This is a genomic window from Arcicella sp. GW458-12-2-14-TSB2 (assembly GCF_059423785.1).
The window spans coordinates 1-24178 of sequence record NZ_JBWKYN010000087.1 but is presented as its reverse complement, the minus strand read 5'-3'; the positions used below and the strand labels follow the sequence as shown (position 1 = coordinate 24178).

Annotated in this window: 18 protein-coding genes; 9 read left to right on the top strand and 9 right to left on the bottom strand. The window is 37.5% G+C overall.

The annotated features are described in order from the left end of the window. Positions 1 to 816: hypothetical protein (locus tag AC07XN_RS13650; protein WP_494743481.1), on the top strand; the 816-nt coding region annotated here is incomplete at its 5' end. A 50-nt stretch (positions 817 to 866) separates the two neighbouring features. On the opposite strand, the gene AC07XN_RS13645 is transcribed toward AC07XN_RS13650, so the two are convergent. Both AC07XN_RS13645 and AC07XN_RS13640 read right to left on the bottom strand, forming a co-directional pair. Beyond that, positions 867 to 2546 (bottom strand): PHP domain-containing protein, encoded by a 1680-nt coding sequence (locus AC07XN_RS13645; RefSeq protein ID WP_494743480.1) that lies wholly within the window; start codon positions 2544 to 2546, stop codon positions 867 to 869. 11 nt (positions 2547 to 2557) lie between these two features. Further along, positions 2558 to 3076 carry a DUF4494 domain-containing protein gene (locus tag AC07XN_RS13640; RefSeq protein WP_309923434.1) on the bottom strand — a complete coding sequence of 173 codons (519 nt, stop codon included), beginning with the start codon at positions 3074 to 3076 and terminating at the stop codon, positions 2558 to 2560. A 386-nt stretch (positions 3077 to 3462) separates the two neighbouring features. Here AC07XN_RS13640 and AC07XN_RS13635 point away from each other — a divergent pair, with 386 nt between their 5' ends. Then, positions 3463 to 4695, top strand: coding sequence for a hypothetical protein (locus AC07XN_RS13635; RefSeq protein WP_494743479.1), 1233 nt, complete (start codon positions 3463 to 3465; stop codon positions 4693 to 4695). Between the two features lie 128 nt (positions 4696 to 4823). After that, positions 4824 to 6449: a DUF8832 domain-containing protein gene (locus AC07XN_RS13630; protein ID WP_494743478.1), complete on the top strand. Its 1626-nt coding sequence runs from the start codon at positions 4824 to 4826 to the stop codon at positions 6447 to 6449. A gap of 799 nt (positions 6450 to 7248) precedes the next feature. Here the strand turns inward: AC07XN_RS13630 and AC07XN_RS13625 are convergent. Beyond that, positions 7249 to 7716: an SRPBCC family protein gene (locus AC07XN_RS13625; RefSeq protein ID WP_309923441.1), complete on the bottom strand. Its 468-nt coding sequence runs from the start codon at positions 7714 to 7716 to the stop codon at positions 7249 to 7251. Between the two features lie 63 nt (positions 7717 to 7779). Beyond that, complete coding sequence (locus tag AC07XN_RS13620) at positions 7780 to 8529, bottom strand: hypothetical protein (RefSeq protein WP_494743477.1); 750 nt, start codon at positions 8527 to 8529, stop codon at positions 7780 to 7782. Between the two features lie 170 nt (positions 8530 to 8699). Here AC07XN_RS13620 and AC07XN_RS13615 point away from each other — a divergent pair, with 170 nt between their 5' ends. Then, on the top strand, positions 8700 to 9488 hold the full coding sequence (locus AC07XN_RS13615; RefSeq protein ID WP_494743476.1) for a hypothetical protein: 789 nt from the start codon (positions 8700 to 8702) through the stop codon (positions 9486 to 9488). Positions 9489 to 9539: 51 nt separating this feature from the next. Here AC07XN_RS13615 and AC07XN_RS13610 read toward each other — a convergent pair whose 3' ends face one another. From AC07XN_RS13610 to AC07XN_RS13600, 3 genes are all read right to left on the bottom strand, one after another. After that, the gene (locus tag AC07XN_RS13610) at positions 9540 to 9938 is read right to left on the bottom strand and encodes a ferredoxin (protein WP_309923447.1); all 399 of its coding nucleotides are present in this window, start codon (positions 9936 to 9938) and stop codon (positions 9540 to 9542) included. A gap of 384 nt (positions 9939 to 10322) precedes the next feature. Next, complete coding sequence (gene nagB / locus AC07XN_RS13605) at positions 10323 to 12224, bottom strand: glucosamine-6-phosphate deaminase (RefSeq protein WP_309923449.1); 1902 nt, start codon at positions 12222 to 12224, stop codon at positions 10323 to 10325. Between the two features lie 90 nt (positions 12225 to 12314). Further along, positions 12315 to 12521: a helix-turn-helix transcriptional regulator gene (locus AC07XN_RS13600; RefSeq protein ID WP_309923451.1), complete on the bottom strand. Its 207-nt coding sequence runs from the start codon at positions 12519 to 12521 to the stop codon at positions 12315 to 12317. A gap of 548 nt (positions 12522 to 13069) precedes the next feature. On the opposite strand from AC07XN_RS13600, the gene AC07XN_RS13595 reads away from it, so the two are divergent. The 3 genes from AC07XN_RS13595 (at position 13070) to AC07XN_RS13585 (ending at position 17015) form a co-directional block, all read left to right on the top strand. Further along, a complete protein-coding gene (locus AC07XN_RS13595; protein ID WP_494743475.1) occupies positions 13070 to 15466 on the top strand; it encodes a TonB-dependent receptor in 2397 nt (798 codons plus the stop codon). Between the two features lie 25 nt (positions 15467 to 15491). Next, positions 15492 to 16415, top strand: coding sequence for a DUF4249 domain-containing protein (locus AC07XN_RS13590; RefSeq protein ID WP_309923455.1), 924 nt, complete (start codon positions 15492 to 15494; stop codon positions 16413 to 16415). A 348-nt stretch (positions 16416 to 16763) separates the two neighbouring features. Next, complete coding sequence (locus AC07XN_RS13585) at positions 16764 to 17015, top strand: VF530 family protein (RefSeq protein WP_494743474.1); 252 nt, start codon at positions 16764 to 16766, stop codon at positions 17013 to 17015. A 125-nt stretch (positions 17016 to 17140) separates the two neighbouring features. Here the strand turns inward: AC07XN_RS13585 and lacZ are convergent, their stop codons facing one another. Continuing rightward, complete coding sequence (gene lacZ, locus AC07XN_RS13580) at positions 17141 to 20257, bottom strand: beta-galactosidase, LacZ type (protein WP_494743473.1); 3117 nt, start codon at positions 20255 to 20257, stop codon at positions 17141 to 17143. A 579-nt stretch (positions 20258 to 20836) separates the two neighbouring features. On the opposite strand from lacZ, the gene AC07XN_RS13575 reads away from it, so the two are divergent. Then, a complete protein-coding gene (locus AC07XN_RS13575) occupies positions 20837 to 23035 on the top strand; it encodes a histidine kinase (protein ID WP_494743472.1) in 2199 nt (732 codons plus the stop codon). A 134-nt stretch (positions 23036 to 23169) separates the two neighbouring features. Beyond that, entirely contained in the window at positions 23170 to 23931 is a 762-nt protein-coding gene (locus AC07XN_RS13570) for a LytR/AlgR family response regulator transcription factor (protein WP_494743471.1), read from the top strand. Positions 23932 to 23948: 17 nt separating this feature from the next. Here AC07XN_RS13570 and AC07XN_RS13565 read toward each other — a convergent pair whose 3' ends face one another. Continuing rightward, positions 23949 to 24083 carry a hypothetical protein gene (locus tag AC07XN_RS13565; RefSeq protein ID WP_494743470.1) on the bottom strand — a complete coding sequence of 45 codons (135 nt, stop codon included), beginning with the start codon at positions 24081 to 24083 and terminating at the stop codon, positions 23949 to 23951. Positions 24084 to 24178: the final 95 nt, after the last annotated feature.

The following is a 24178-nucleotide window of genomic DNA, read 5'->3' as shown; positions in this document are numbered from 1 at the left end:
ATATTATGCTTAATCTTAATGATATTTAATACTTCCTGTGATCAATTAGTTGAAAAAAAACGGCGTGTTTTTATTGTTCTAGTTGACTATTCTTCAAGCAACAATGAAGAAACGCTTAATAATTATATCAGGATTGTAAATGAGATTATATTTTCAAACTTGAATCAATATGATTGCTTGACAGTCGTTCCCATTGATGAAGGTTCAAAAATAAAACCATTGAAGTTAATTCATGAGGACTTAGTTAATCAAAAATTTACTCAACATACAGATGGTTTTAGTCATGCAAATGATAGTCTAAGATTAAGATTCTCACAATATGTCGAAAAAACATCTCCAAAAATCACTGAAATATTAAAAATTGGAAAAATTAAAAGGAAAGTTTTTACAGAACATACAGACATTTTAGGAGCAATTCAACAAACTACTAATCTGATAGAATTTAATCCTAATGGAGGTAAGTTGAGAAATATAGAAGATTTTGTTTTGGGACGTACTAGATTGAAAAGCGAGAATATTATTGTCCTTCTGAGTGATATGGTTCAAAATTCTCAAGAATGTAGCTTTAATTTAAAAGCTGGATTTACTTACAATAAATCAGTAAAATATTTAGAAAGACTAAAAAAAAGCAACCAAATTCCTGATTTAAAGGACTGTAAAGTATTCGCAATTGGAGTAACAGGTAGAAACTCAAATCAGATTGATAATATAGCTTATTTTTGGGATGAATACTTTAAATTAACTTCTGCTGAATTAAAAGCTTATGGTTACAGTGTTGAAGATAAATTAAAAAGATATATTATAGAGTCAAATTGATGTCAATTCCTATCGGATGAACTTAATCTACCCGATAGGAATTAATCTCCCTACTTCTTCAAATAAGCCTCAATTTCTTGTAGGGTTAGGGCATTAAACGTCATATCAGTAGTTAGTCCCCCTTTGCGGGCTACGGCTACGCCATAGTGCATATCAAAATAACCTTCTTTTTCATGGGCATCTGGATTGATGGATAGTTTTACACCCTTTTCTAAAGCATACTGTATCCATCGCCAATCTAAATCTAAACGATAAGGACTAGCATTGATTTCTATCACTACATTGTTGGCAGCACAGGCATCTATCATCTTCTGATAATCTACAGGATACCCCGCTCTTGATAACAACAGTCTGCCCGTCGGGTGTCCCAAGATGGTAGTGTAAGGATTTTCGATAGCCGCTATTAGCCTCGACATCGCTTTTTCTTCCGTCATTTTTAGGTTTTGATGGATAGAAGCCACGATATAATCAAAGCTTTGTAAGACATCATCGGGATAGTCTAAAGCACCATCGCCCAAAATATCAGACTCAATCCCTTTCAAGATTTTAAAAGGGCGGTCGGTCATCAAAGCATATTGCTGATTCAGGCGGTCTATTTCGGCATGTTGCTCAAAAATTCTTTCTTCCGAAAGTCCTTTGGCATAAGATGCCGTTTTAGAGTGGTCGGCTATGCCTAAGTATTCAAACCCCAATTCGCGACAATAATCTGCCATTTCTTTTAGGGTATGTCTGCCGTCTGAATAGGTTGAATGATTGTGTAAAATACCCTTTAGGGCATCCCACGTAATCAATTCTTCATTCTGATGTTTTTGAACCCAATCAAACTCGAAATTGCCCTCACGCATTTCGGGAATGATATAAGGTATATTCACACTAGCATAAATAGCTTCTTCCGACTCAAAGGTTTCTTTTTGTACCGTCTTTAATAAATGCTGAGTCGCCAAATGTTTAGGGGAAGCCGAATAAATAAACACTTGGTTAACAAACTGTACTGGCGAACAAATCAATATTTCAATATCAATGCCCTTGCCTTCAAAATGTCCACGCCAAGCAAATGGTGACGACGATTTTTCGTCTTGTTGTAACGTCGGTAAGGTATTGATAAACTTTTGAACCTCCCAAGGTTTTTCGTACCCCACTACTAGCTGAATGCTTTCTACGATTTCGTTTTTACGTCTGACATCACCAACGATTGACACCAGTTCGAAATGTGCTTCTAGTTCGTCGAACAACACTTGAGCCAATTCTTCTCCTTTCTCCATCCGAAGTTTCCCCGTATTCGACTGTGCGTACAAGATAGACTCTTTGATGGTATTCTGGATTTTATCACCGAAACCCTTCAATTTTGCTACGTGTCCGTTTTCACAAGCTATCAGCAATTCGCGGGTATCAGTAATATTGAGTTCTTTCCAAATCGCCCGTACTTTTTTTGGACCAATGCCTTTGATAGCGAGCATCTCCAAGACACCTTCGGGGGTGCGAGCCAACAATTCAGAAAGCTCTTGGCTAGTACCCGTTCGGGCGATTTCCTCAATTTTTGTCGCAATACTTTTCCCAACACTTGGCAAGGTTGATAATTGAGCTACCGACATATTGAGTAAATCTTCGGTAGTTTTATCCAAAGCACGCACCGCAAAACCTAGATTTTTGATTTTGAATTCGTTTTCGTCGTGTAATTCAAGCAGCTTTACCGTCAGTTCAAGTAAGGCGACAATTTCTTCGTTATTCATTAAGCTTTCATTTATGATTGATTCGCTTGATCTGCCAATTGGCTTTCCTGTTCTGCCAATACTTCGGCTACGGGTCTGAAATTACCTTTTTTCAATAATTCATTTTCAGGAACATACGGACACACCTCTAAAATAGTAGTAATGTTAATATCTGTAATCAGATAATCGTTTAAATTTCCTAAGTTTTTCACCAAAGCCTCGTATACCTCTTTTGGGTTTTCGGCATTGATTAACATCATGTGAGGTACTTTCTTTTCTTTTTGTGTTTTTTCGTCGAAAGTGATGTATTGTACTTTGGCTTTATACCAGATTTCTGAGCCATTTTCTTCAAAGAAAACTTCGCTCAACTTCATTTTAGCCAAATTAATCAACTGAAAATCAGGTGTATTACTTGCCACTACTTCAAACATCCTAGCTTCTGCTTCGGTATATGAAACGGCATCTACCAAGTATGCCTCATTGATTGTTTTTAAAGAACCCGCTTCGTCTTCACGTTGGTAACGTATTTTACCTAAATACCAAGTTGCCATATTTTGTTTTTTAAATTAATATACAAAACCTCACCCCCGGCCCCTCTCCTTCAGAGAGGGGAGATTTTTACTTAGAGTTGTTTACAACTCTAAGTAATCTAGTTTGTTCCTGTAACTGAATATAAAATATCTTTAGAATATTTTATATTCAGTTACAGATATTCTCCCCTCTCTGAAGGAGAGGGGTCGGGGGTGAGGTTCCCTATACAAAACTATCAAGACTTCTGGAGTAATACAATTGCTTGTGAATAAGTTCTTGCAACCCTTTTATAGTTTTTGGCATCTAGGATATTAAACAATTTGTCAGACTCCCTGATTATCTTGGTTTTATTCATTAATTTAGTTACCTATTTTCAGTAAAATCTCTTCAAAATTTATTTAACAATATGGAATCAACAAGCGTTTTTAATCCTGCTGTGCACACCCAGCAAAGTAAAACAAGTTTTGCTAGCCTACTTTTGGGTATTCCTTTATATGTCTATGTAGTTGCTATTTGTTCGTGCTTGGTTATCAGTGGTATCCTATGGGATATTGCATGGCACATGACGATAGGAAGAGACGGACTGTTCTCTGCTCCACACAATCTGATTTACATCGGTGCTGCCTTCGCAGGAATTATCTCTGGTTTTCAGGTACTCAAGACTTCGTTCTGGGGCAATGCTGCTGAAAAAGGCAAAATGGTTAATTTCTGGGGTATTTTTTATAGCTCTTTGGGCGGAATGCTCTGCATCTGGGGAGGCTTTGCAGCGGGTACGTCTGCACCTTTTGATGACTGGTGGCATAATACTTATGGGCTAGATGTTCAGATTTTCTCACCTCCACATACTGTTTTATTATTAGGTTTGATTGCCATTCAAATCGGTGCCATGATTATGGTGCTAGCGATTTTGAACAGAAAAGAGAAAATAGCGAGTTTAAGTACCGAACAAAACAAAGCGAGAATAACTCGTTTACGTTGGATTTTTATTTTTACCGCAGGCATGGTATTAGCTACGGCCTATACGTTTATGTTTGAATTTTTGGGCAGATGGAATATGCACGGTGCCTTGTTTTATCAAATAGGTTCGGCATTGTTCCCGATGTTGATTATTGCTTTTTCTCGTGCTTCTGATAGCAAATGGGGTGCTACTTATTCAGCCTTGATTTATATGGTTTATTATATCGCCATCAATGCTACCCTCAGAATCTTTCCAGCCGAGCCTTTATTAGGACCAATTGCCAATCCTGTTACTAATTATCAAACGACGGCATTCCCTTTATTATTGGTTTTTCCTGCATTGGTTATTGATATACTAAAAGTGAAATTCGCAACCCAAGACGATTGGGTATTAGCCGTCTTGATGGGCTTTGGTTTCCTCGCCACTTTCTTGATTATCCAATATCCAGCAGGTAATTTCTTATTAGAATCTCCTTATGCCCGCAACTGGTTTTTCCAATCAGATGCATGGTCGTATAGCAGTGATGCCGACTGGCAATATCGTTATAAATTTGCTCCTTGGGATGTTACTACGGGCGTATCTGCATGGGCTACTGGCGGAGGAGTGGCTTTGGTACTTGGTGTTTTATCTGCCAAAGTAGGTTTAATGTGGGGTAAATGGATGCAGAAAGTGCAGCGGTGATTTTAGCTTTAAGTTGTGAGCAATGAGCTTTCAGCTTGTTAAGTAGCAATTCAAATAGAAAAAATACCGCTACGGGGTTTATGTAAAAAAACATACTTTAATACTTTACCTGCCTTAAAAAAATCACTATGAAAAAAAATATTTTAAACAGTTTATTCCTACTGCTTTCTCTGTGTATTACTTACAGAAGTCATGCCCATATCGGTAGCTCGGGTGTTGTTTTTGAAGGCAATGCGGGTAAATATGCGTTGCAGGTATATGTACAACCGCCAGAGGTAATTCCGGGAACGGCTAAAGTAACGGTCATTACGGATGGTAATGATATTGAGAAAGTACATATTAAGCCTATTTATTACTGGTTTGGCGACGAAGGGTCTCCTCGTTCAGACGAGGCTTTTCCCGTAGCCAATCAGGCAGGACGCTACGAAGGTCAGATTTGGCTGATGAACTCAGGTGCCGCCAGTGTGCAAGTAGAGATTACGGGCAACCGTGGTAAAGGTACCATGATTGTCCCCATTGTAGCCATTGCTACTGCCAAACGAGAGATGGCACCGTCGCTGGGTTGGATGTTGGCAGGATTGGGTTTGCTGTTGGTGGGTCTGCTAACAACCATCATCGGAGCCAGTACGAGCGACAGCTTACAGGCTGTAGGCGAAAGTAGTAATGACGCTACGATTAAAAAAAGAGTCAGAGGTTCAGTAATTGGAGCAAGTTTTTGTGGTGTTTTACTTTTTGTGGGCAATAATTGGTGGAACGGACTGACGGACGACTATAAAAGAGAGTTGTACCAACCTTATACAGCCAACACCAAAGTAATAGAAGAAAACGGCGTATCGGTATTGAAATTACAGATTGATAGCAATTCTGTAAAAAGACGTTGGCTAAGCTATGCTATTCCTGACCACGGCAAACTGATGCACTTGTTTTTAATTAGAAAAGGAACGATGGATGTATTTGCCCATTTGCATCCTACTAGAAAAGACACGTTAAACTTCGAAGCCCAAATGCCCGACTTGCCTGCGGGGAAGTATTTGTTGTATGCAGATGTAATGCGCCTGCAAGGGTCGCAATATACCATTGCAGATACGGTTGAAATCACGAAACAAATTATAAATGGTAAGGCTGTAAGTCCTTTAAAAGACCCTTATGATGCCTACGCCATCACGAATCCGTTGAATACTAAAGAAGCTACTATCAAAAGTGATCAGATAACCATCTGCGGTACGCCTGGTGTAAAAACTAAATTGCAGGATGGCTCAAGTATTGTGTGGGAAGCCGACCCTAAAAAGCCTTTGATGACGGGGCAGTTCTATGATTTAAAATTTAGTATTGTAAGTCCAGACGGAACAAAAGCACAGCTTGAACCTTATTTAGGCATGATGGGGCATGCGGCTGTCGTCAAAGATGATGGTTCGGTATATATTCATTTGCACCCTACGGGAACAGTTTCTTCAACGTCGGTAGTTGTGATGCAAAAAAGATTGAATGAAACATCTAGCAAACCTATTTTCTTGCCAGCACCAGCTTTTAAAGATAGCGTAGATAAAATCATGACGAAATTGAGTGTGATGTCAGAAGCTGAAAGAGATAATTTTTTGATGCCAAATATGTTACATACTGTCAACAAAAGCGAACATCATAATACGGTAAACTTTCCTTATGTTTTCCCACAGGCAGGGAACTATAGAATTTGGTTGCAAGTAAAAAGAAATGGTAAAATCCTGACGGGCACTTTTGATGCGAAGGTGATTTAAGGTTTAAGGCTATCGGACTTCGGGTTTCGGTAATCAGGTATTTGCTTTAGATGTATTAATCTTCGAACCCCCATCCGTAAAAGCATCTTTCTATTAGCTGGTGACTTAAGTCCTAATGATTACCCATATATCCATAAGTACTTGATAATCATATTCTTATCACTAGCGATGGACTTAAGTCCATCGCTAGTGATAAGAAATTCACGTAGTCAGGCTATGACAAGAGAAGACCAAAGCTCGGTTTGAAGGACGATTTAAACCTATTCAAACCAATTTTATCAATAATCACCTCTTCATTTTAACTTTTTAAAAGATGTGGGTAATTGATAGGACTTAAGTCACCAGCTAATAGAAAGATGTTAGAACTCGTGAGCAATATCACCCTTTCAGGGTTTAACGTAATTGATTATCATTAATGGCTATAATCATGTCATCCCTTCGGGATTTTTCTAGTTATTGGTTGTCAGCTTTCAAGTGTCAATTCGATTAATGGGAGAATAAACCCTAAAAGGGTGAAAGGATTATAGGAAAGCAATAAAAGTGCTAAGACAAAATCCCGAAGGGATGATAGATAGTGTTTATCAGCTTTCAGATAGCTGACTTTCCCAATTTATTTCCAACAAGAAGTTTATTGCTGTTCGAAATGCTCTTCGAAACAAGTGGAGGAGCATTTTTTCAAGTTTAAAGTCTAATGTCTAAAATCTTCAAGCCTTAAAGTAAAAAGTCTAGTAGCTAAAAACTTATGTCAAAAACTCTAGCGTCTTATGTCTAAAATCTTACATCTTAAAGTCCTCTAGTCTTAAAGTCCTCTAACTTCTTTTGGAAATTTGTCGCCTATCAAGTTCAATTTAATATTATGCTCTAAATAGGCCTTCATGCTATCTAAAACAGTGGTAAAACCACCCGTACTATCTTTAATAACCTCAATTAAATCGTCGCCAGTCTGTTTAAATCCATAATTTTTAATAACAACATACGTCGTCTCGTCGCTTAGCGCTAAAAACTCGTAATCAATACTGGTAGCAGGTTCACCCCAATCGACAGCTATTTTTGTATTAGGTATTATTTCTTTTACAAGAACCGCTACCGAAACACCGTACATTTCCCACTCCCAAGTAATCGTTTTGCCAGCTTCCAATTTCCCACTAGATTTTGTAAACCAAAAATTAGTAGTGATGGCAGGGTCTATAAATGCTTGAAACACTACCGATACAGGCTTTCGTATCATCATTTGGGTTTCTACTGTTGGTATTTTTGTTTTTCCCATATCAGTTGTTGATTTATATTTCAACTGATGGCATGACTTGGAGTCATGCCATCAGTACAAGGCTCATTTTTTCTGAATATACAATTTAGCATAACGAATTAACTCCTCATCGTTTTGAAGGAATGTTTCTTCTACTACTAAAGTAGTATTGTTTATCCATTTAAGCTGATTTATCCCTCTAGTTTTTAATGCTACTTTATCCTTAACAATCAACCCTTGAGGAGTAATTTGTATTAGATTAAACGCATTTTCAGACTCTCCTGCTACTAAATCAGCATTTGATGAAATAATCCATTTCTTATCTGGGGAAACAACGGGAAAACCATACAAAGGCATGTGTTTTCCTGTATGCATATCAATCAATACGTATTCAATCGACTCGTAGAAATTCACCTGAAAAACCCACTGTGATTGCCCTGCCAAAACCCCTATGAATTTATATACTACATAAGTATCAAAACCTTCGGTGGTATCATTTGTAGCAATATTTTTTTTTGTTCCGTCGGCAAGATTTCCAAACCATTTTAGTCCAACCTTTTCTAGCTTAGTACTATCAGGTATCAGGTTAGTTGCTTGGTTTGTTTTATCAAAAAAATCCTTTGTTGATGGTTCAAAAGTAAAAATAAAATGTTTGGTTGTTACTTGATGCTCGTTGGTATCAGGCATTGCTAATATCTTAGCTAGCGCATTAGTACTATTTTGCTGATTCGCTATTGTTGTATCTTGCTCAGTAGCTTCAGCCTGTTTATGACCACAATTCCAAAGTGTTAAACAAACAAGGATTAAGGCAATAAGAAAATTAAATAAACGCATAGAAAGATATTGATAGGTTAATGAACGAATTTTAAGTCTGGCTTATAAACAAAACAACAGGCTTCAAAAATGGATTTAGTCGAATATTTTATAGAAGAAACTTATTGATTCATAGCTCCTGCACAATTTACTTAAATTAATCATAAATTCACATTTAAAATGATAAGCCAATGGCTAAACTACGAATGCTTTCAGCAAGAATAAAGCTTGGATACTTATTAATACTATTTATGTTGTATATCTCGCCATCTTTTGGACAAGATGCAAAGAGCTACGCTTTAAAAATTGTAAGTGTTTTACAAACACAAACTTTATCTTCTACCCTAACTTACAAATTAGACTCTTTGAAATCAAAACATATACCTTCAAGAAGTGACTTCAATATTCGCTTTGACAGAGATTTAGATGTTGGCTACATGCACCAAAGAATAGAGATAGCCCTAAATTTTTATAGGTATCAAATAAACATTCTTAAGAAAAATGACACCATTTGCGTATTGACATTAAAACATGGTACTGACCCATTCGATAATGCCCCACCATCTTCTTACTACTATTCTAGCATCAATAAAGAGCAATCTTTAAATTATTTGAATCAACGAAATAAATTGTATAAATCAAAAAAAACTTTAGCCAATTTGGTCTCTGAGCTTTCAACGTCAGAAGAATTTGCCATGTATTGTGGTGATGGAGCACCCATAACTACAATGGGGGAGAAAATATTAAAGCTGGTTGAAGAAGAAAATACCTCAGAGCTTGCCGACATGGTAAAAAGTATTTGCGTTGAAACTCAAGTGTATGGGGTTACTGGCTTTGAAATGTTAGAACGACAAGGTGATGTGATTCCGTCAGACATTTATAAATTAATCAAACTAATAAAAAGTAGAAACGCTGAAACGGTAACATGTAGAGGTTGCTTATCAGGACTTGTCGAAAAAATTTATAATAAACAGAAATAATATACATTTCACGCACTAAATAGAAGTTATACTTTGCTGTAAATGATAGTTTTATAAATTACTTTTAAGTTTATGGTCACATTGTGCACTTTCACCCATATCGTAAAGCTTTTTCAATATTTTTTCATCAGTTCCACCATACCTAAGTCCTGAAATACAAGAAACGGCTATTGCATTGATAGCACGTTGAATTTCATCTTCAGTTTGTGGTTGTTTTTTGAAATAGCAATGTCCACATTCAAGTTTGGAGTGCTCAATTAAGTCAGGTGCTTCGTTTTCAGGTGCTCCACAAGTAATACAAACTCCATTCTCGACATAGAAGTCTCCTTGCGAATTTTCTGGATAGCGTTCAGGAATTTTAGCTTTAGGTTTATCGGATAATTTCGTCTTTTTGTTTGTCAAGAACTGAAAGATATTATAAAATATATTGCTACTCGTTCCTTTGGGCATGGCAAATCTTGGTTTTAAAACTAGTCCTTTGAATTTAGTGCTAAATTTTCATAATTATGTCATTTGTTCAATTAAATCATCTTCTGGTCGTCACTCATGGCATGACTTCAAATTAGTTGACAACTATGATATAAACTGTCTAAAGCGCTTAATTTTACCCGCAGATTTTCGCTGATTTAATTCGCGGATTATAGAGATTTTTTTAATATTCTTCAAGTCCGCACCGTGTGCCACAGTCCACGGTTTTAGTCCTTAAGTCTAATAATCCTAAAGTCTAATATCTTCAAGTCCTAAAGTCCAATAATCTAATAGCTTACCCTCAAAAAAAAGGCTGACAAAAATTAATTTGCCAACCTTTTACTGTTGATTAGTGTAATAAAATCGTTAGAACTTCCATCTTACAAAAGCTTCCATTGCTTCGTATTCGGCTAAGCCTAATTTGTTGTATAACTTGGCAGTATTACTGTTTCTATCTTCTGCACGTTGCCAGAACTCGCGGTCGTCTGAACCTTGGAAAGGTACACCATCTTTTTGTGATTGGTGTTTGAAAATACCATAACGTTTTTTCAATACTTGGTCTGGCGACATCGGTACGGCCATTTCTATCTGGTCGATATCCCATTCTTGCCATGCACCTTTATACAACCAAATCCAGCAATTGTTCATGTACTCGCGGTGTTTTAGTTTTTGTGCCGCTTCGATAATAGCATCTAAACAAACCTTGTGCGTTCCATGTGGGTCGGCTAAATCGCCTGCTGCATAAATTTGGTGTGGCTGAATCTCTTCAATCAAATTCAATACAATATCTACGTCAGCCTGTCCGATTGGGTTTTTCTGTACCGTTCCCGTTTCATAAAAAGGCATATCCAAGAAATGGATATTTTCTTTTTTGATACCTACGTAACGGCAAGTATTTTTGGCTTCCCCTCTACGAATCAACCCTTTGATATAACGAACCTCAGGCGTATCGATTTCAGAATCCTTCTTAGCTTTCAAAAACTTAGCGGCTTCACGATAAATACGGTTTGCTTTAGCATTGTTAGCCTCAAATCTTTCGTTGAAGTCAACCACAAATTCAGCAAAACGCAACGCTTCGTCATCAGCAACGGCAATGTTTCCAGAAGTTTGGTAAGCCACGTGTACATCATGACCTTGGTCGTGTAAACGTTGGAAAGTACCCCCCATAGAAATAATGTCGTCGTCTGGGTGTGGGCTAAAGATAATCACTTTTTTACGAGCAGGATATGCACGTTCAGGACGGTTAGAATCGTCAGCGTTAGGCTTACCACCCGGCCAACCCGTGATACTGTGCTGTAAATAGTTGAATACCTCAATGTTTATATCATAGGCTTGACCATATAATGCCAACAAATCTGAAAGACCGTTTTCGTTATAATCTCCGTTAGTAAGCTTCAATACAGGTTTATTCACCGTTAATGCTAAGTGGATAACAGCCTTTTTAATCATTGGTCTGTCCCAATTCACGGAATCCACCATCCACGGAGTTCTTAGTCTCGTTAATTGTGATGCCGCCGAAGTATCAATCACAAAACAAGCATTTTCGTGTAATTGCAAATAAGAGGCAGGAACATCAGAGCTTACCGAACCCTCAACGGCACGTGCCACGTTGATGGCTTTGTGTTCGCCCCATGCTAATAATACCACACGTTTGGCTTCCATAATTTTTTGGACACCCATCGTAATAGCCTTTTTAGATACCTTCGCCAAACCACCAAAGTCGCCAGCGGCATCTATTTGGGTCGTTAAATCGAGGGTCATCAAACGTGTTCTTGAATTAATCAAAGAACCTGGTTCGTTGAAACCAATGTGACCGTTTCTACCAATACCAAGCAATTGGAAATCTAAGCCTCCATAACGCTCAATTTGTGCTTCGTAATCTTTACAAAACTCTCCTAATTTTTCAAGTGGTAACGTACCGTCTGGTAAATGCCAGTTGCCTGATGGAATATCAACATGATCAAAAAGTTGTTCACGCATAAAACGCACATAACTTTGTACAGCGTCTGGTTGCATCGGATAATACTCGTCGAGGTTATATGTAACTACATTTTGGAAACTTAAACCCTCTTCGCGGTGCATTCTGATAAGCTCGGCGTAAACTTTTTTAGGTGATGAACCCGTAGCCAAACCTAATACGGCGGGTTTACCTTCAATACTTTTTTGACGAATGATGCCAGCGATTTCATGAGCGATTGCCCGAGACGCTGCATCTGAATCAGCGTAAATAATGGTCGGAATACGTTCGTAACTAATGGCTTGTTCCATGTTAAATCAATTTGAGAATTAGAAAGATTTTATATGTTTTGATTGAGAGAATTGTTTCGTAAAGAGCTATCATTACGAAATAAAGACGATTTATTCCTTTTTGCTCACTACAATTACTTCCAATCCTAGATTATCTAAGATTTTGTTAAGTGTCTTTATTGAAGGGTTAGCCTTCCCTAGTTCGATAGAGTGAATCGTCTTAATCGCTACATCACTTTGCTCGCTTAAATTTTCTTGGCTAAGAGAAAGAGTATTTCTTCTTTCACGGATAACACTGCCTAATTGTTCAAGATTCATATTTCAGAATTATTTTACTGATATTTTTGCAAATATACAATTAATATTTAAAATAAAAATTATTATTCGGCAATATGTTTCCGATGTGTTAAATTAATTGATTGTTTCTATTAATTTATCATTATGTATAGGGGTTTAATAGCTTCCGACTGTCAGATTACTGAACTTGCCATTCATCACATACTTATATTTCATTCATCATAAACAAGGCTAATTTTGCATTATTCAAATGAGCAGTAATCATGATGATATGATAAAAACTATCAAAAAAGCGCTTTTTTGATGATTTTATACCCATTTTTGCAAGAGAAATAATAAATAAAATATATTCATCCCAATGGCTGAATGATGGACGGAATTGCTTGGTTGTTGGAGGTAAAATGAAGAAAATCAAACAATTGTATGTAGTGATATGCATATGAGAAGTACAAAAGATGGAAATTTATGACATATATTTTTTGAAAAATGATAACTAAAATCAAATTCCTGAGTTTTTAAAAGAGAAACAAAAACCCATTTTTAAATTTAAACATTTCTAATCTCAATTTATGATAAACCTTATTCGAAAATCCTTATTTGTATTATTGATTTTACCGATACAACTTTTTGCTCAATCTGATAAATTAACAGTGAGTGGCTATATAAAAGACAACAAAAATGGCGAAGGCCTGATAGGTGCTTCCATCTTTGTGAAGGAATTAATGACTGGTACTACCACAAATACTTATGGTTTTTATTCTTTGACTCTCCCTAAAGGCGATTATTCAATTGTCATTAGCTCATTGGGCTATCGTAAATCAATAAAAGACATTAAGCTAATTGACAAAAACGTTACCTTGAATGTAGAAGTACAAGAGGACGGACAGGAGCTAGCGGAAGTAGTAGTAAATGCTAAACGCGAAGACGACAACGTCCAAGCCATAGAAATGTCGGTCAATAAAATAGAGATGAAAACCATCAAAAAGATTCCTGCTTTGTTAGGCGAGGTCGATTTGGTGCGAGCTATTCAACTATTGCCGGGGGTTTCTACAGTGGGTGAAGGCGCTAGTGGTTTTAATGTCCGTGGGGGTGGGGTGGACCAAAACCTTATCTTATTAGATGATGCACCGGTATACAATTCTTCACACCTTTTTGGCTTCTTCTCTATCTTCAATCCAGATGCAGTAAAAGATGTTAAACTTATCAAAGGCGGTATTCCTGCCCAATATGGTGGACGTGGGGCATCTATTTTAGATGTAAGAATGAAAGAAGGAAATGCCAAACATTTAGAAATCAATGGAGGAATTGGAGCAATCTTTAGCCGTCTTTCTATCGAAGCGCCTATCATAAAAGATAAAGCTTCATTCATTGTAGCTGCACGACGTTCATACATTGATGTACTGGCAAAGCCATTTTTAACGGGAAGTAGTGCCGATTCAAAATTCAATTTTTATGATTTAACCGCCAAAGTAAACTATAATATCAATCAGAACAATACTGTTTTCTTATCAGGATATTTTGGTAGAGATGTTTTTGGTAACCAATTTGGTTTTAACTGGGGAAACAGCACGCTTTCTGCTCGTTGGAACCATGTGTTCAGTGCTAAATTATTCTTGAACTCTACGGCTTTCTATAGTAATTATGATTATTTGCTTGATTCTGATTTGGCTAATAAACGCCCCAATAATGCCTTCAGATGGACGTCTAATATCAAAAACCTAAGCTTTAAGCCAGACTTTACCTATTACATCACGCCAGACAATACCCTTACTTTTGGTGGACAGGTATTAAACTATGACTTTACGCCAGGGTCGGCTACGGCTAGCTCAAATGGGGACAAACGTACGTTTGGCTCAGCCCCTAAAAATGCGGTAGAGTATGCGGCTTATGTAGGAAATGAAATGAAAATATCGTCGAAACTATCGTTACAATATGGGCTTCGTTTTTCTAGATACGATTATACCAGTAAAGAAGATGTATATTATGAAAGAGTATATGTGGGCGTTTCAGACGAATTTCCTTCGGGCTATGACCTTACGACCAAAGCCAATGATAAAAACAAAGTATTACAAAGTTATCAAAACTTTGAACCAAGGTTGAGCATGAAATTAGAAACTAGCGAAAGCAGTTCGATCAAAGCTAGTTACAACCGCATGGCTCAGTATATTCATTTGCTTTCTAATACGGCTGCTTCTACACCATTGGATGTTTGGACGTCTAGTACCAACAACATCAAACCACAGTTGATAGACCAAGTTGCCTTGGGTTTCTTTAAAAACCTTGGTAATAACGAATACGAAACATCTGTGGAGGTATATTATAAAGACCTACAAAACCAAATAGACTATGCCGACCGTGCAAACTTATTCTTGAACCCTACATTTGAAAAAGATTTGATGTTTGGTAAAGGGCGTGCTTATGGGGTAGAGTTTTATGGTAAGAAAAATAAAGGCAAACTAACAGGTTGGGTAAGCTATACGTTAGCGCGCACAGAACGCTTGGTACAAGGGTTGAACGATAATAATTGGTATCCTAACCGTTATGACCGTACACATACGTTGAACGTGGTAGCCCAATATGAATTCAACAAAACTTGGAGTTTTGGCTCAAACTTCTCATTTATCTCTGGTGTGCCGTATTCGTTAGGAAAAGGACAAGGAGTGTATGAAGACTTAACGTTTGGGATAACGACCAATGGCGTAAGAGGTAATGTAAGAGTGCCGGCATACCACCGCTTGGATATTTCGGCTACTAAAAAGAACAAGAAAGCATTGTTTGGTAAAGGTGAATCAGAATGGGTATTTTCGGTTTATAACTTATACAATCGTAGAAATCCCTTTTCAATTTATACACGTCCAAAAGATGATGGCGGAACTACCCAAGTGGGAACAGTACAGAACGAAGCCGTTCGTTTATCAATCATAGGTTCGTTTATTCCATCTGTAACGTACAACTTTAAATTCTAATAGCGGATTTTTAACATTATCAATTATGAAATCGATTATCAAATATATATTTTCCATATTCCTGAGTGTTTCTTTAATGAGTTGCGAAGACGTAATTCAGCTAAATGTTCCCGAAACCGAAAAGTATTTAGTAGTAGAAGGTACAATTACCAACGTAGCGGGCGAACAATTTATTAAACTGACGGAATCGCAGGCATTATTAAGCACTACCACACCCAATGCCGTTACGAATGCTATCGTGAAAGTAACCGATAATACGGGTAAAGTGTACGAATTTAAGGACACTAAAAACGAAGGTAAGTACATCTGGACGCCTAGCAGTTCTACTGAAGTCATGGGAGCTATCGGCAAGACTTATACACTAAGGATAGATGTGAACGGCGAGAGCTATCAGGCAGTATCGGAATTGAAAAGAGTACCAAAGATAGATTCTATCGTATATAAATACGAGGATAGTCCCAGAGTAAACCAGACGGGCGACAATAAACCTAAACAAGGCTACGACGCTAATTTTTATGCCAAGGATTTTGTAGGAGTAGGCGACTGTTACCGTGTGAAAGTGTATAAAAATGGGAAAATGTTTAGCGGAGCGGATAATATCGTGATTGCTTATGATGCTCTTTTAAACAAAAGTAGCGTGGGTGATGGCTTAATGTTTATTTTGCCATTGCGTAGGGCTATTTCGCCAGAATTGTATGCTGAAAACGATAAATTAAAAGTAGAACTTAATTCAATTACTGAAGCTCATTTTGATTTCTGGACACAGTTCCGTACTGAACTGAACAATACTGGTTTGTTTTCGACGCCAGCAGCCAGAATCCCTTGTAATGTAGTCAATATCAGTGCAACGCCTAAAAAACAAGCTGCGGGTTGGTTTGGTACATCCGCTGTTAGCACGTTGGAAGTGACAATTGATAAAAATAAGGCGGTAAAGCAGTTTAATGATTAGATTTGTGGATTAATTTGGGTTTCGGTGGTCGGCTATCAGCTTTCAGCTATCGGACATCGGCTATCGGTGGTCGGCTATCAGCTTTCGTACATCGGCTATCGTACATCGGCTATCGGACATCGGCTTTCGGTGGTCGATTATCGTCGGCTATTAGCTTTCGTTTTTTACAACGACTGAAATCCGACAACTGAAACCCTACTACCGACAACTGAAACCCGACTACCGATAGCCGAAATCCGATGTCCGAAAGCTGAAATCCGACAACTGAAATCCGAAATCCGAAATCCGACATCCGATAGCTGATAGCCGCGACCACCGATAGCCAATAGTCGATCAAAAAATAAAAATATGGAAACCAAGCAAAAAAATAATCCATTACATGGACTAACCTTAGAAAATATTGTGAACCATCTAGTGGCTTATTACGGCTGGAAAAAGTTAGGCGAATTAATCAATATTCGTTGTTTTAATTATGACCCAAATGTAAAATCAAGCTTATCTTTTCTAAGAAAAACTCCTTGGGCAAGAACAAAAGTAGAATTGCTGTATTTGAAGAGTTTAAGAGATATCGCCAAGGCGGAGAAGGCCTCTAAGCTTTGAGCAGTGAGCAATTAGCCTTTTATTAGTATTGATTTCAAAAGAAAATCCCGAAAATGAATAAATCATTCTCGGGATTTTTTATTACTAAAACTTCAAGTCAATAAATCCTAAAGCCTTACATACTTTTAGTTACCAATCAATTTAATAACATAGCTGTAAGAATATTTTTTATCCAACATTCTATATTGCTTATGAGGAAGCTCTCCCCAACTATTATCGCCACCAACACCACGTTGATTTAAATCGATGTGTAAGGTGTTTTCATTACGAATCTTAATGTCGGTAGGGTGCTGTTGTTTTTTAGTTTCTCCAGGATCCAAATCTTCTGTTTTATATGGCAGTAAACTAAAACAAAAAGCCTGAGGAGCTTCTACTAATAGGCCTTGTCCTTTGTTATTAACTACCTTCAACCAACGCGTATCAGTATGATAACCATGTTCTTGTGGACGAATATAGTTACTTACTATTGCTTTAGGACTGAATTCTTGATAAACGCCCAAGAACGACGCCGTCTTGCGGTCGCTATAGTTTTCTAAAGGCCCACGCCCATAATAACTTATATCATCTGTTGATTTATCCAATTGCATACGCATTCCGAAACGAGGGAGTTCTGGTAAATTACGTTCGCCCATATCCATTGTTGCCGTCACTTTTATCGCTCCGTCAGGTTGAATTTGGTAAGTAGTTGTATAAGGAACATTGATGCCAGTAAGGTCGTAATTTACCGTGATTAGTACACTTCCATCAGCTTGTAGGTCGCCTACCTGTACATTCTTAACGGCTCTGTTGATATGGGCATTTCTCCAAATTCCTAAATTAGTACCCATTTCGTTTCCAAAATCGTTATCGGTAGCTGCTCTCCAGAAATACGGTTCAGGGAATTGTTGGATGACAGACTTATTCGAGCCTAAACCATATTTTGTCCATTGCCCTCTTTTGGTATCAAACTCACCCGTAATGTCTCCTGCCGTAAAACGAACTTTATTTTGTTCACGACTAACTTGTACAGTAGCCTTAGTGTCCTTTTTAGCTAATATTTCAAAATATGATTGCTGACTAAGGATAAATTGTTCACGAGCGATTTCGTGTCCAGCAGGAACTAGCTGATTCGCTACTTTGGTATAAGCAAATACCGAAAGCGTATATTCTGCCTGATTGTCGATGGCAGGAATGTCTAAGTGAATCTCTTTTTGTTGTTTTGGTGACAACGAAACCGCAAATGGTCCTTCTTGCTGAGGTACACCATTTTTAGCAATCATCCACTTGAATTGATAGGTGTCTAAATTGGTAAAATCAAAAAGGTTTTCTACGATGATATTACCCTTAGCAAGGTCTTTTTGTTTGAACAAAATAGATTGATACACTTTTTTCACCTCGAATAAACCCGGATGAGGAGTACGGTCGGCAGCTACCACACCATTTGAACAGAAGTTCTCATCGTTTTGTAAGTAATATCCTCCTAAATCGCCACCATACGCAAAAAATGGTCTTCCATCGGTTGTAGCCGTTTGCATACCTTGGTCTACCCAATCCCAGATAAAACCACCTTGCATGTGTTTTGAACTAGCGATAATATCCCAATATTCCTGAAAGTTACCATTACTATTCCCCATAGCGTGCGAATATTCACACATGATGTATGGTCTTGTTTTGCTTGGGTCTTTGGCATAAGAAATCATTGATGCAATATCAGGGTACATCGGACAAACGATGTCTGTATTAGCATTTTCGCCAGCTTGTTCTGATTGTACAGGACGGGTCGAGTCTTTTTCTTTTAACCATTTGTAGGTTTCATAGAAAACAGGGCCGTTGCCACATTCATTTCCCAAAGACCATATAATAACCGAAGGGTGGTTTTTGTCGCGTTCAAACAAACGCACCGTACGGTCTTTATGGGCATCAGCCCAAAGGGGTAAATAGGCAGGGTGTTTCGATTGGTCAAATCTTCCTTGCCATTCAGCGCCCATCGCATGGGTTTCGATATTGGCTTCGTCAACTACATACAAACCGTATTCATCGCATAATTTATACCAGTAAGTATCATTCGGATAATGACTATTACGTACAGCATTGATATTAAAAAGTTTCATCAATTGAATATCTTTCAGCATCAATTCACGGTTCGGAACGTGTCCTTCTACAGGGTCATGCTCGTGGCGGTTTACGCCGTGTACCAACGTAGGAATACCGTTAATCAGTAATTGAGCATTTTTGATTTCTACTTTTCTAAACCCAATTTTGGTGCTGGTTATTCCCAAAATATTTCCTTTTGTATCCTTTAAGGTTAAAATACAGTCATATAAATTGGGGAACTCAGCACTCCATTTTGCTGGATTTGTGATTTTACCATCCAGCTTAACCTCTAAACTTGTTGGTTTTACAGCAACCTGTTTACTGAAAATAGTCTTTCCAGCTTTATCCTGAATTTCAGCAAGAATAGTACCCGCTTGAATGTCACTTTCGCCAAATTTACGCAACGAAACAGCAGCACTAAATAGTCCGTCGGTATAATTTTTATCTAAATCAGCCTTCAAGAAAAAATCCCATAAGCTAGTTTTAGGTAAAGCATACACAAATACATCACGTTCTATACCAGATATACGCCAAAAATCTTGGTCTTCGAGGTAACTACCATCGTGCCAACGATACACCTGTACAGCGAGTAAATTATTACCTTTTTGTAGGAATGGAGTAATATCAAATTCGGCAGGAGATTTAGATACTTTCGTCATTCCCACTTCTTTGCCGTTTACATAAACTACGGCATAACCCGTGATTGACCCAAAATGAAGCAAGATTTCACGCCCATCCCAATTGGTTGGTACAGTGAATGTTTTGCGATAAGTTCCAACAGGGTTGTCGCCACCAATGAAAGGCGGGTTTTTAGGAAAAGGATAAATAATGTTGGTATAAATAGGAGTGCCAAAACCTTTTCTTTCCCAGTTTGAAGGTACTTTTAAATCATTCCATTGGCTATCGTCCAAGTTTTTTTCAAAGAAATTTTTAGGACTTTTTTCGATAGAGGGTGCAAAGTTGAATTTCCAAGTACCGTTTAACGATTGGTAGAAAGGCGATTTTGCATAGTCGTTTTCAAGGGCAGTTGGTTTATTTTCATAGACCATAAAATCGGTGTGGGCAGGTTCTTTATGACTATCGACTACCGCTGGGTTTTCCCAAGGATTTTGACTTTGGGCGTATCCTATCTGAGCGATTAATACACTTAATAGCAATATTTTTTTCATTGTTTTTATAATAGTTATTTTTTGTTTTTTGATAAGATTCATTGGTGTTATTTAAACTCAGTAAATGGGTTCTATATATAGGATGCACGATAGAATACTTTTATACTCTTATAGCTTCAAAAAATATTATTATTCCGTGAAAAAATAATATTCGGTTGTTCTAGTCCACCTTGTATTTCATCCCAATCTGTAGTAGTGCAAAGTCATGCTCTTTTATTAGAATAAGCTTTTCAATACAAACTTTCTCCCTGTCTGAAACGAAGGGACGCATAATCAGATTGGGGCAGTCGCCGTTATGAGGTAAGTTTTTATCCCTTAAAAAAACTCTCTCATCCCACCAAAACTTCAATCTGTCGGAAAGTATTTCTAAAAATCAAGGTTCAGTAGTTGTTTTGAATCAGCAATTAAGCAAAAGCTTTTGGAATTATTGGTTAACCATTAACAAAAAGGAAAAATAAACGATTATTGATAGCCGATTTCTGACGACCGACAGCCAATAGCTAAAATCTATTCGAAACAATTCATTAAATTTAAACTTGCATCATAATTAACCATTAGGGTGCTTTTATCGCTTAGAAAATGAACTATAAACCAATTATTACGAAAACATACGAAGTTGAAGCAATCAAGCATCTTCAGCTCAAAACATTCTCTGGAGATATAGAACTGATTGGTCATGATGAAAATACCATTAAGGTAGAAGTATATGCTACCGTGCGTAGTTTGTTTACGTTTTTCCTCATCAAAGACCCTCTGCTAACGTTTGATTACGATGCCCAAGATCTTACGATGAACGTAGTAGATGACACGCTCTTTATTTACAATAAACCAAACTATTTGAATATCTATAACTGGTTTAATTTCCAGAAAACCTCTTTCAGAGTGTTTTTGCCTGCTAACATCCATTCAAACACTAAAACTTATGGTGGAAAAATAGTTCTTAAAAAACTGGAAGGCAATCATGGCTTTTCTACTTGGGGAGGCAATATTTTGATAGAACAAACACTAGGCAACATTGGTGGCTCTACGATGGGTGGTAACGTAGATGTCCTAAAATGCCAAGGCAATGTAGAGGCTAGTACGATGGGTGGAAATATTTTTTTAGCAGGCAACAACGCTGATATAAAAATTGACACCAAAGGCGGTAATATCTATGTTCAAAACAACGAAGGAACGATACATTGCTCGAGCTGGGGAGGGAATATTGATGCTTTTAACGTATCAGGAGGTTTTGAATGCAATACCGCTGGGGGCAACATCAACTTAAAAAATGTCAATGGTAATATTGGTGCAAGTACCAAGGGAGGGAATATCCGTGCCGAAGTAAATGGTATTAGCCAATACGCTTGGTTTGATACCGCAGGCGGAAATATAAAAGTGGCGTTACCGCTAGAACAATCCTTAGATTTGGAGGCATCGGCATCACGTGTACGATTACCTCCGCTTCAAAACTTTTCAGGTTATCAAACCAAACAGAGTATTCGGGGCAAACTGAATGGGGGAGGAGCTAACGTAACCATCAAGACTTTAGCGGGAAACATTACCATTTATAATGCTGATTTTGCTAGTGATACATTCAAACCGAATACGCCACCAAAACAAGCGGATAATCTGAAAACAGAAGCACCACCAAAATTCACTGAAAAAAAAACTCCTGAGCAATTTCAGGAGAGACCTATCAATACCGCTAAACCTTATACGGAATCAAAGCCTTTTTCAGATAACGAAAATGCGGTTCATTTGAAGCCAAATTATAATATTTATTTTAATGTCGTATTTTGTTTGCTGGTGGGTTATGCCGTTACTTGTGTGATATTTTTCACGGTAGCCACCAGCAAGCTACCCTTTGATTTTTCGGATGTTTATCAGGATATTTTTTATTTAACCCTGATGAGTTCCTTAGCCGCTATTGCGGCTATTTACGTTTTTCTAAATTTTGTGGAAAGTAGAATCCCACCTATCGACCTTGTAAAATTTATGCCATTAATGGGTTGTGCTTTGCTGTTTGGCAATCTCTTTCATTCAGCCCTTAGTTCGCATAATGAAGCAGGCAGTCTTTGGGAATTTGATATGCCAGCGGCTATTTATTTTTACTTTGTTTTGCCCGTGATTATCAGTTGGTCATATCTTTTTTATTGGCTCAGAACACGCAGTATTACCCGCAAGATTTCTGAACAAGAATACCAATTGTTGAATCTGGAAAAACTAAAATCAAAGGCACAGCTAGATGCCCTAGAGGCTAGAATCAACCCACATTTTTTGTATAATTCACTGAACAGTATAGCGGGATTAATCCACGACAAACCCGATAAAGCGGAGGAAATGACGATTCAATTATCAAAATTATTCAGGTACACGACGGGACGTACCGAGGAAAGTTTTCATACGTTTGCAGATGAATTGGAAATCATCAAAGCCTACCTGACCATTGAGGAAGTACGTTTTGGGCATAGACTAACCTATACGATTGATTGTGATGAAAGTATTTTGGATGAAAAAATCCCTAGATTTTTATTACAACCTTTGGTAGAAAATGCGATTAAACACGGTATCTCTAAAATAGCGAGTGATGGTTTGATAAAGGTAAATATTACCGTGCAAGAAGGAAATATACTGATAAAAATTCATGACAATGGTCCAGATTTTGGGGAATCGTTCGGGGGAGGTTTTGGACTGAGAAGTATTAAGGAAAAACTAAAAATTGTTTACGGCGATAAAGCAACCATTGACATAAAAAATCAACCAGAGAAGGCGGTAATTATAATTATAAATAATTAGCGAGTTGTGATTTAGTGAGTTAGTGATTGTTTTACGATGATAGCTTCTAAATTAAAATGCATAAAATTTTATAAATACTTATTATCTAATACTATGGCTGTAAAAAACAATCACTAAATCACTAACTCACAATTATGCAATTCAAAACCATACTCATAGACGACGAACCCATTTCAATCAGTCGCATGCGACGACTATTGAATGATTATAACGATACTTTTGACATCATTGGCGAAGCCCTAAACGGACAAGAGGGCTTGGAAATCATTGAAGAGTTAAAACCAGATTTGATTTTCTTGGACATCGAAATGCCCATCCTTTCAGGGTTTGAGATGCTAGCAAAATTGACCTATATGCCGATAGTGGTTTTTGTAACTGCCTTCGACCAATTTGCTATTAAAGCCTTTGAAGAAAATTCGGTTGATTATCTACTGAAACCCATTGAGAAATCAAGGCTTGATAGAACGGTTCAGAAATTACAAAAACTGACTGAAAATAAAGCGGTAAAACTATCGTCTGAGAGTCTTCAGACTATCTCAGAATTGATAAAGCCTAAAAAGGAAATACATTCTATCTCCGTAAAAAATGGCGACAAGATTTTAATCATCGCCTTCCATGAAATATCCCATTTTCAAGCAGATGAAAAATATGTGTTTCTAAATACCGTTGACGGTAAACAATACATCACCAATCACACCATTGTAAACCTAACCGAAAAACTACCAGACAGTTTTATCAGAATCAGTCGTTCGTGTATCGTAAATGCTACCAGAATCAAAGAACTAGAAAAGCATTTCAACGGGAAATACCTAGTAGTAATGCAAGACCAAAAACGTAGTAAATTAGAAACAGGTATTTCATTTCATGATAATTTGAAAAGGTTGATGGAGATATAGGGGAGGGCTTTCGGGTTTTAGCTGTGGTCGTCGGCTTTCGGATTCAAATTCATCCCGCCTTCGTTGGAGTTTTCTCCAACGAAACGAGCGTAAGCAACTCGCCAAATATGAAGTAATAATGAAAAGATTAAGTTGGAGTGTTGCTTACGCACATCTTGTTGGAGATAACACCATAGCCGTCAGGCTATGAGTTAATAATGTCTTTAGTGTAAGGTTTGTATTGTTTAATTCCGGTCTTTTTTTTCTC

Coding starts and splice junctions, on each gene's coding strand:
- AC07XN_RS13645 (WP_494743480.1), bottom strand. CDS start 2,546: ATGAATAACGAAGAAATTGTCGCCTTACTTGAACTGACGGTAAAGCTG.
- AC07XN_RS13640 (WP_309923434.1), bottom strand. CDS start 3,076: ATGGCAACTTGGTATTTAGGTAAAATACGTTACCAACGTGAAGACGAA.
- AC07XN_RS13635 (WP_494743479.1), top strand. CDS start 3,463: ATGGAATCAACAAGCGTTTTTAATCCTGCTGTGCACACCCAGCAAAGT.
- AC07XN_RS13630 (WP_494743478.1), top strand. CDS start 4,824: ATGAAAAAAAATATTTTAAACAGTTTATTCCTACTGCTTTCTCTGTGT.
- AC07XN_RS13625 (WP_309923441.1), bottom strand. CDS start 7,716: ATGGGAAAAACAAAAATACCAACAGTAGAAACCCAAATGATGATACGA.
- AC07XN_RS13620 (WP_494743477.1), bottom strand. CDS start 8,529: ATGCGTTTATTTAATTTTCTTATTGCCTTAATCCTTGTTTGTTTAACA.
- AC07XN_RS13615 (WP_494743476.1), top strand. CDS start 8,700: ATGGCTAAACTACGAATGCTTTCAGCAAGAATAAAGCTTGGATACTTA.
- AC07XN_RS13610 (WP_309923447.1), bottom strand. CDS start 9,938: ATGCCCAAAGGAACGAGTAGCAATATATTTTATAATATCTTTCAGTTC.
- nagB (WP_309923449.1), bottom strand. CDS start 12,224: ATGGAACAAGCCATTAGTTACGAACGTATTCCGACCATTATTTACGCT.
- AC07XN_RS13600 (WP_309923451.1), bottom strand. CDS start 12,521: ATGAATCTTGAACAATTAGGCAGTGTTATCCGTGAAAGAAGAAATACT.
- AC07XN_RS13595 (WP_494743475.1), top strand. CDS start 13,070: ATGATAAACCTTATTCGAAAATCCTTATTTGTATTATTGATTTTACCG.
- AC07XN_RS13590 (WP_309923455.1), top strand. CDS start 15,492: ATGAAATCGATTATCAAATATATATTTTCCATATTCCTGAGTGTTTCT.
- AC07XN_RS13585 (WP_494743474.1), top strand. CDS start 16,764: ATGGAAACCAAGCAAAAAAATAATCCATTACATGGACTAACCTTAGAA.
- lacZ (WP_494743473.1), bottom strand. CDS start 20,257: ATGAAAAAAATATTGCTATTAAGTGTATTAATCGCTCAGATAGGATAC.
- AC07XN_RS13575 (WP_494743472.1), top strand. CDS start 20,837: ATGAACTATAAACCAATTATTACGAAAACATACGAAGTTGAAGCAATC.
- AC07XN_RS13570 (WP_494743471.1), top strand. CDS start 23,170: ATGCAATTCAAAACCATACTCATAGACGACGAACCCATTTCAATCAGT.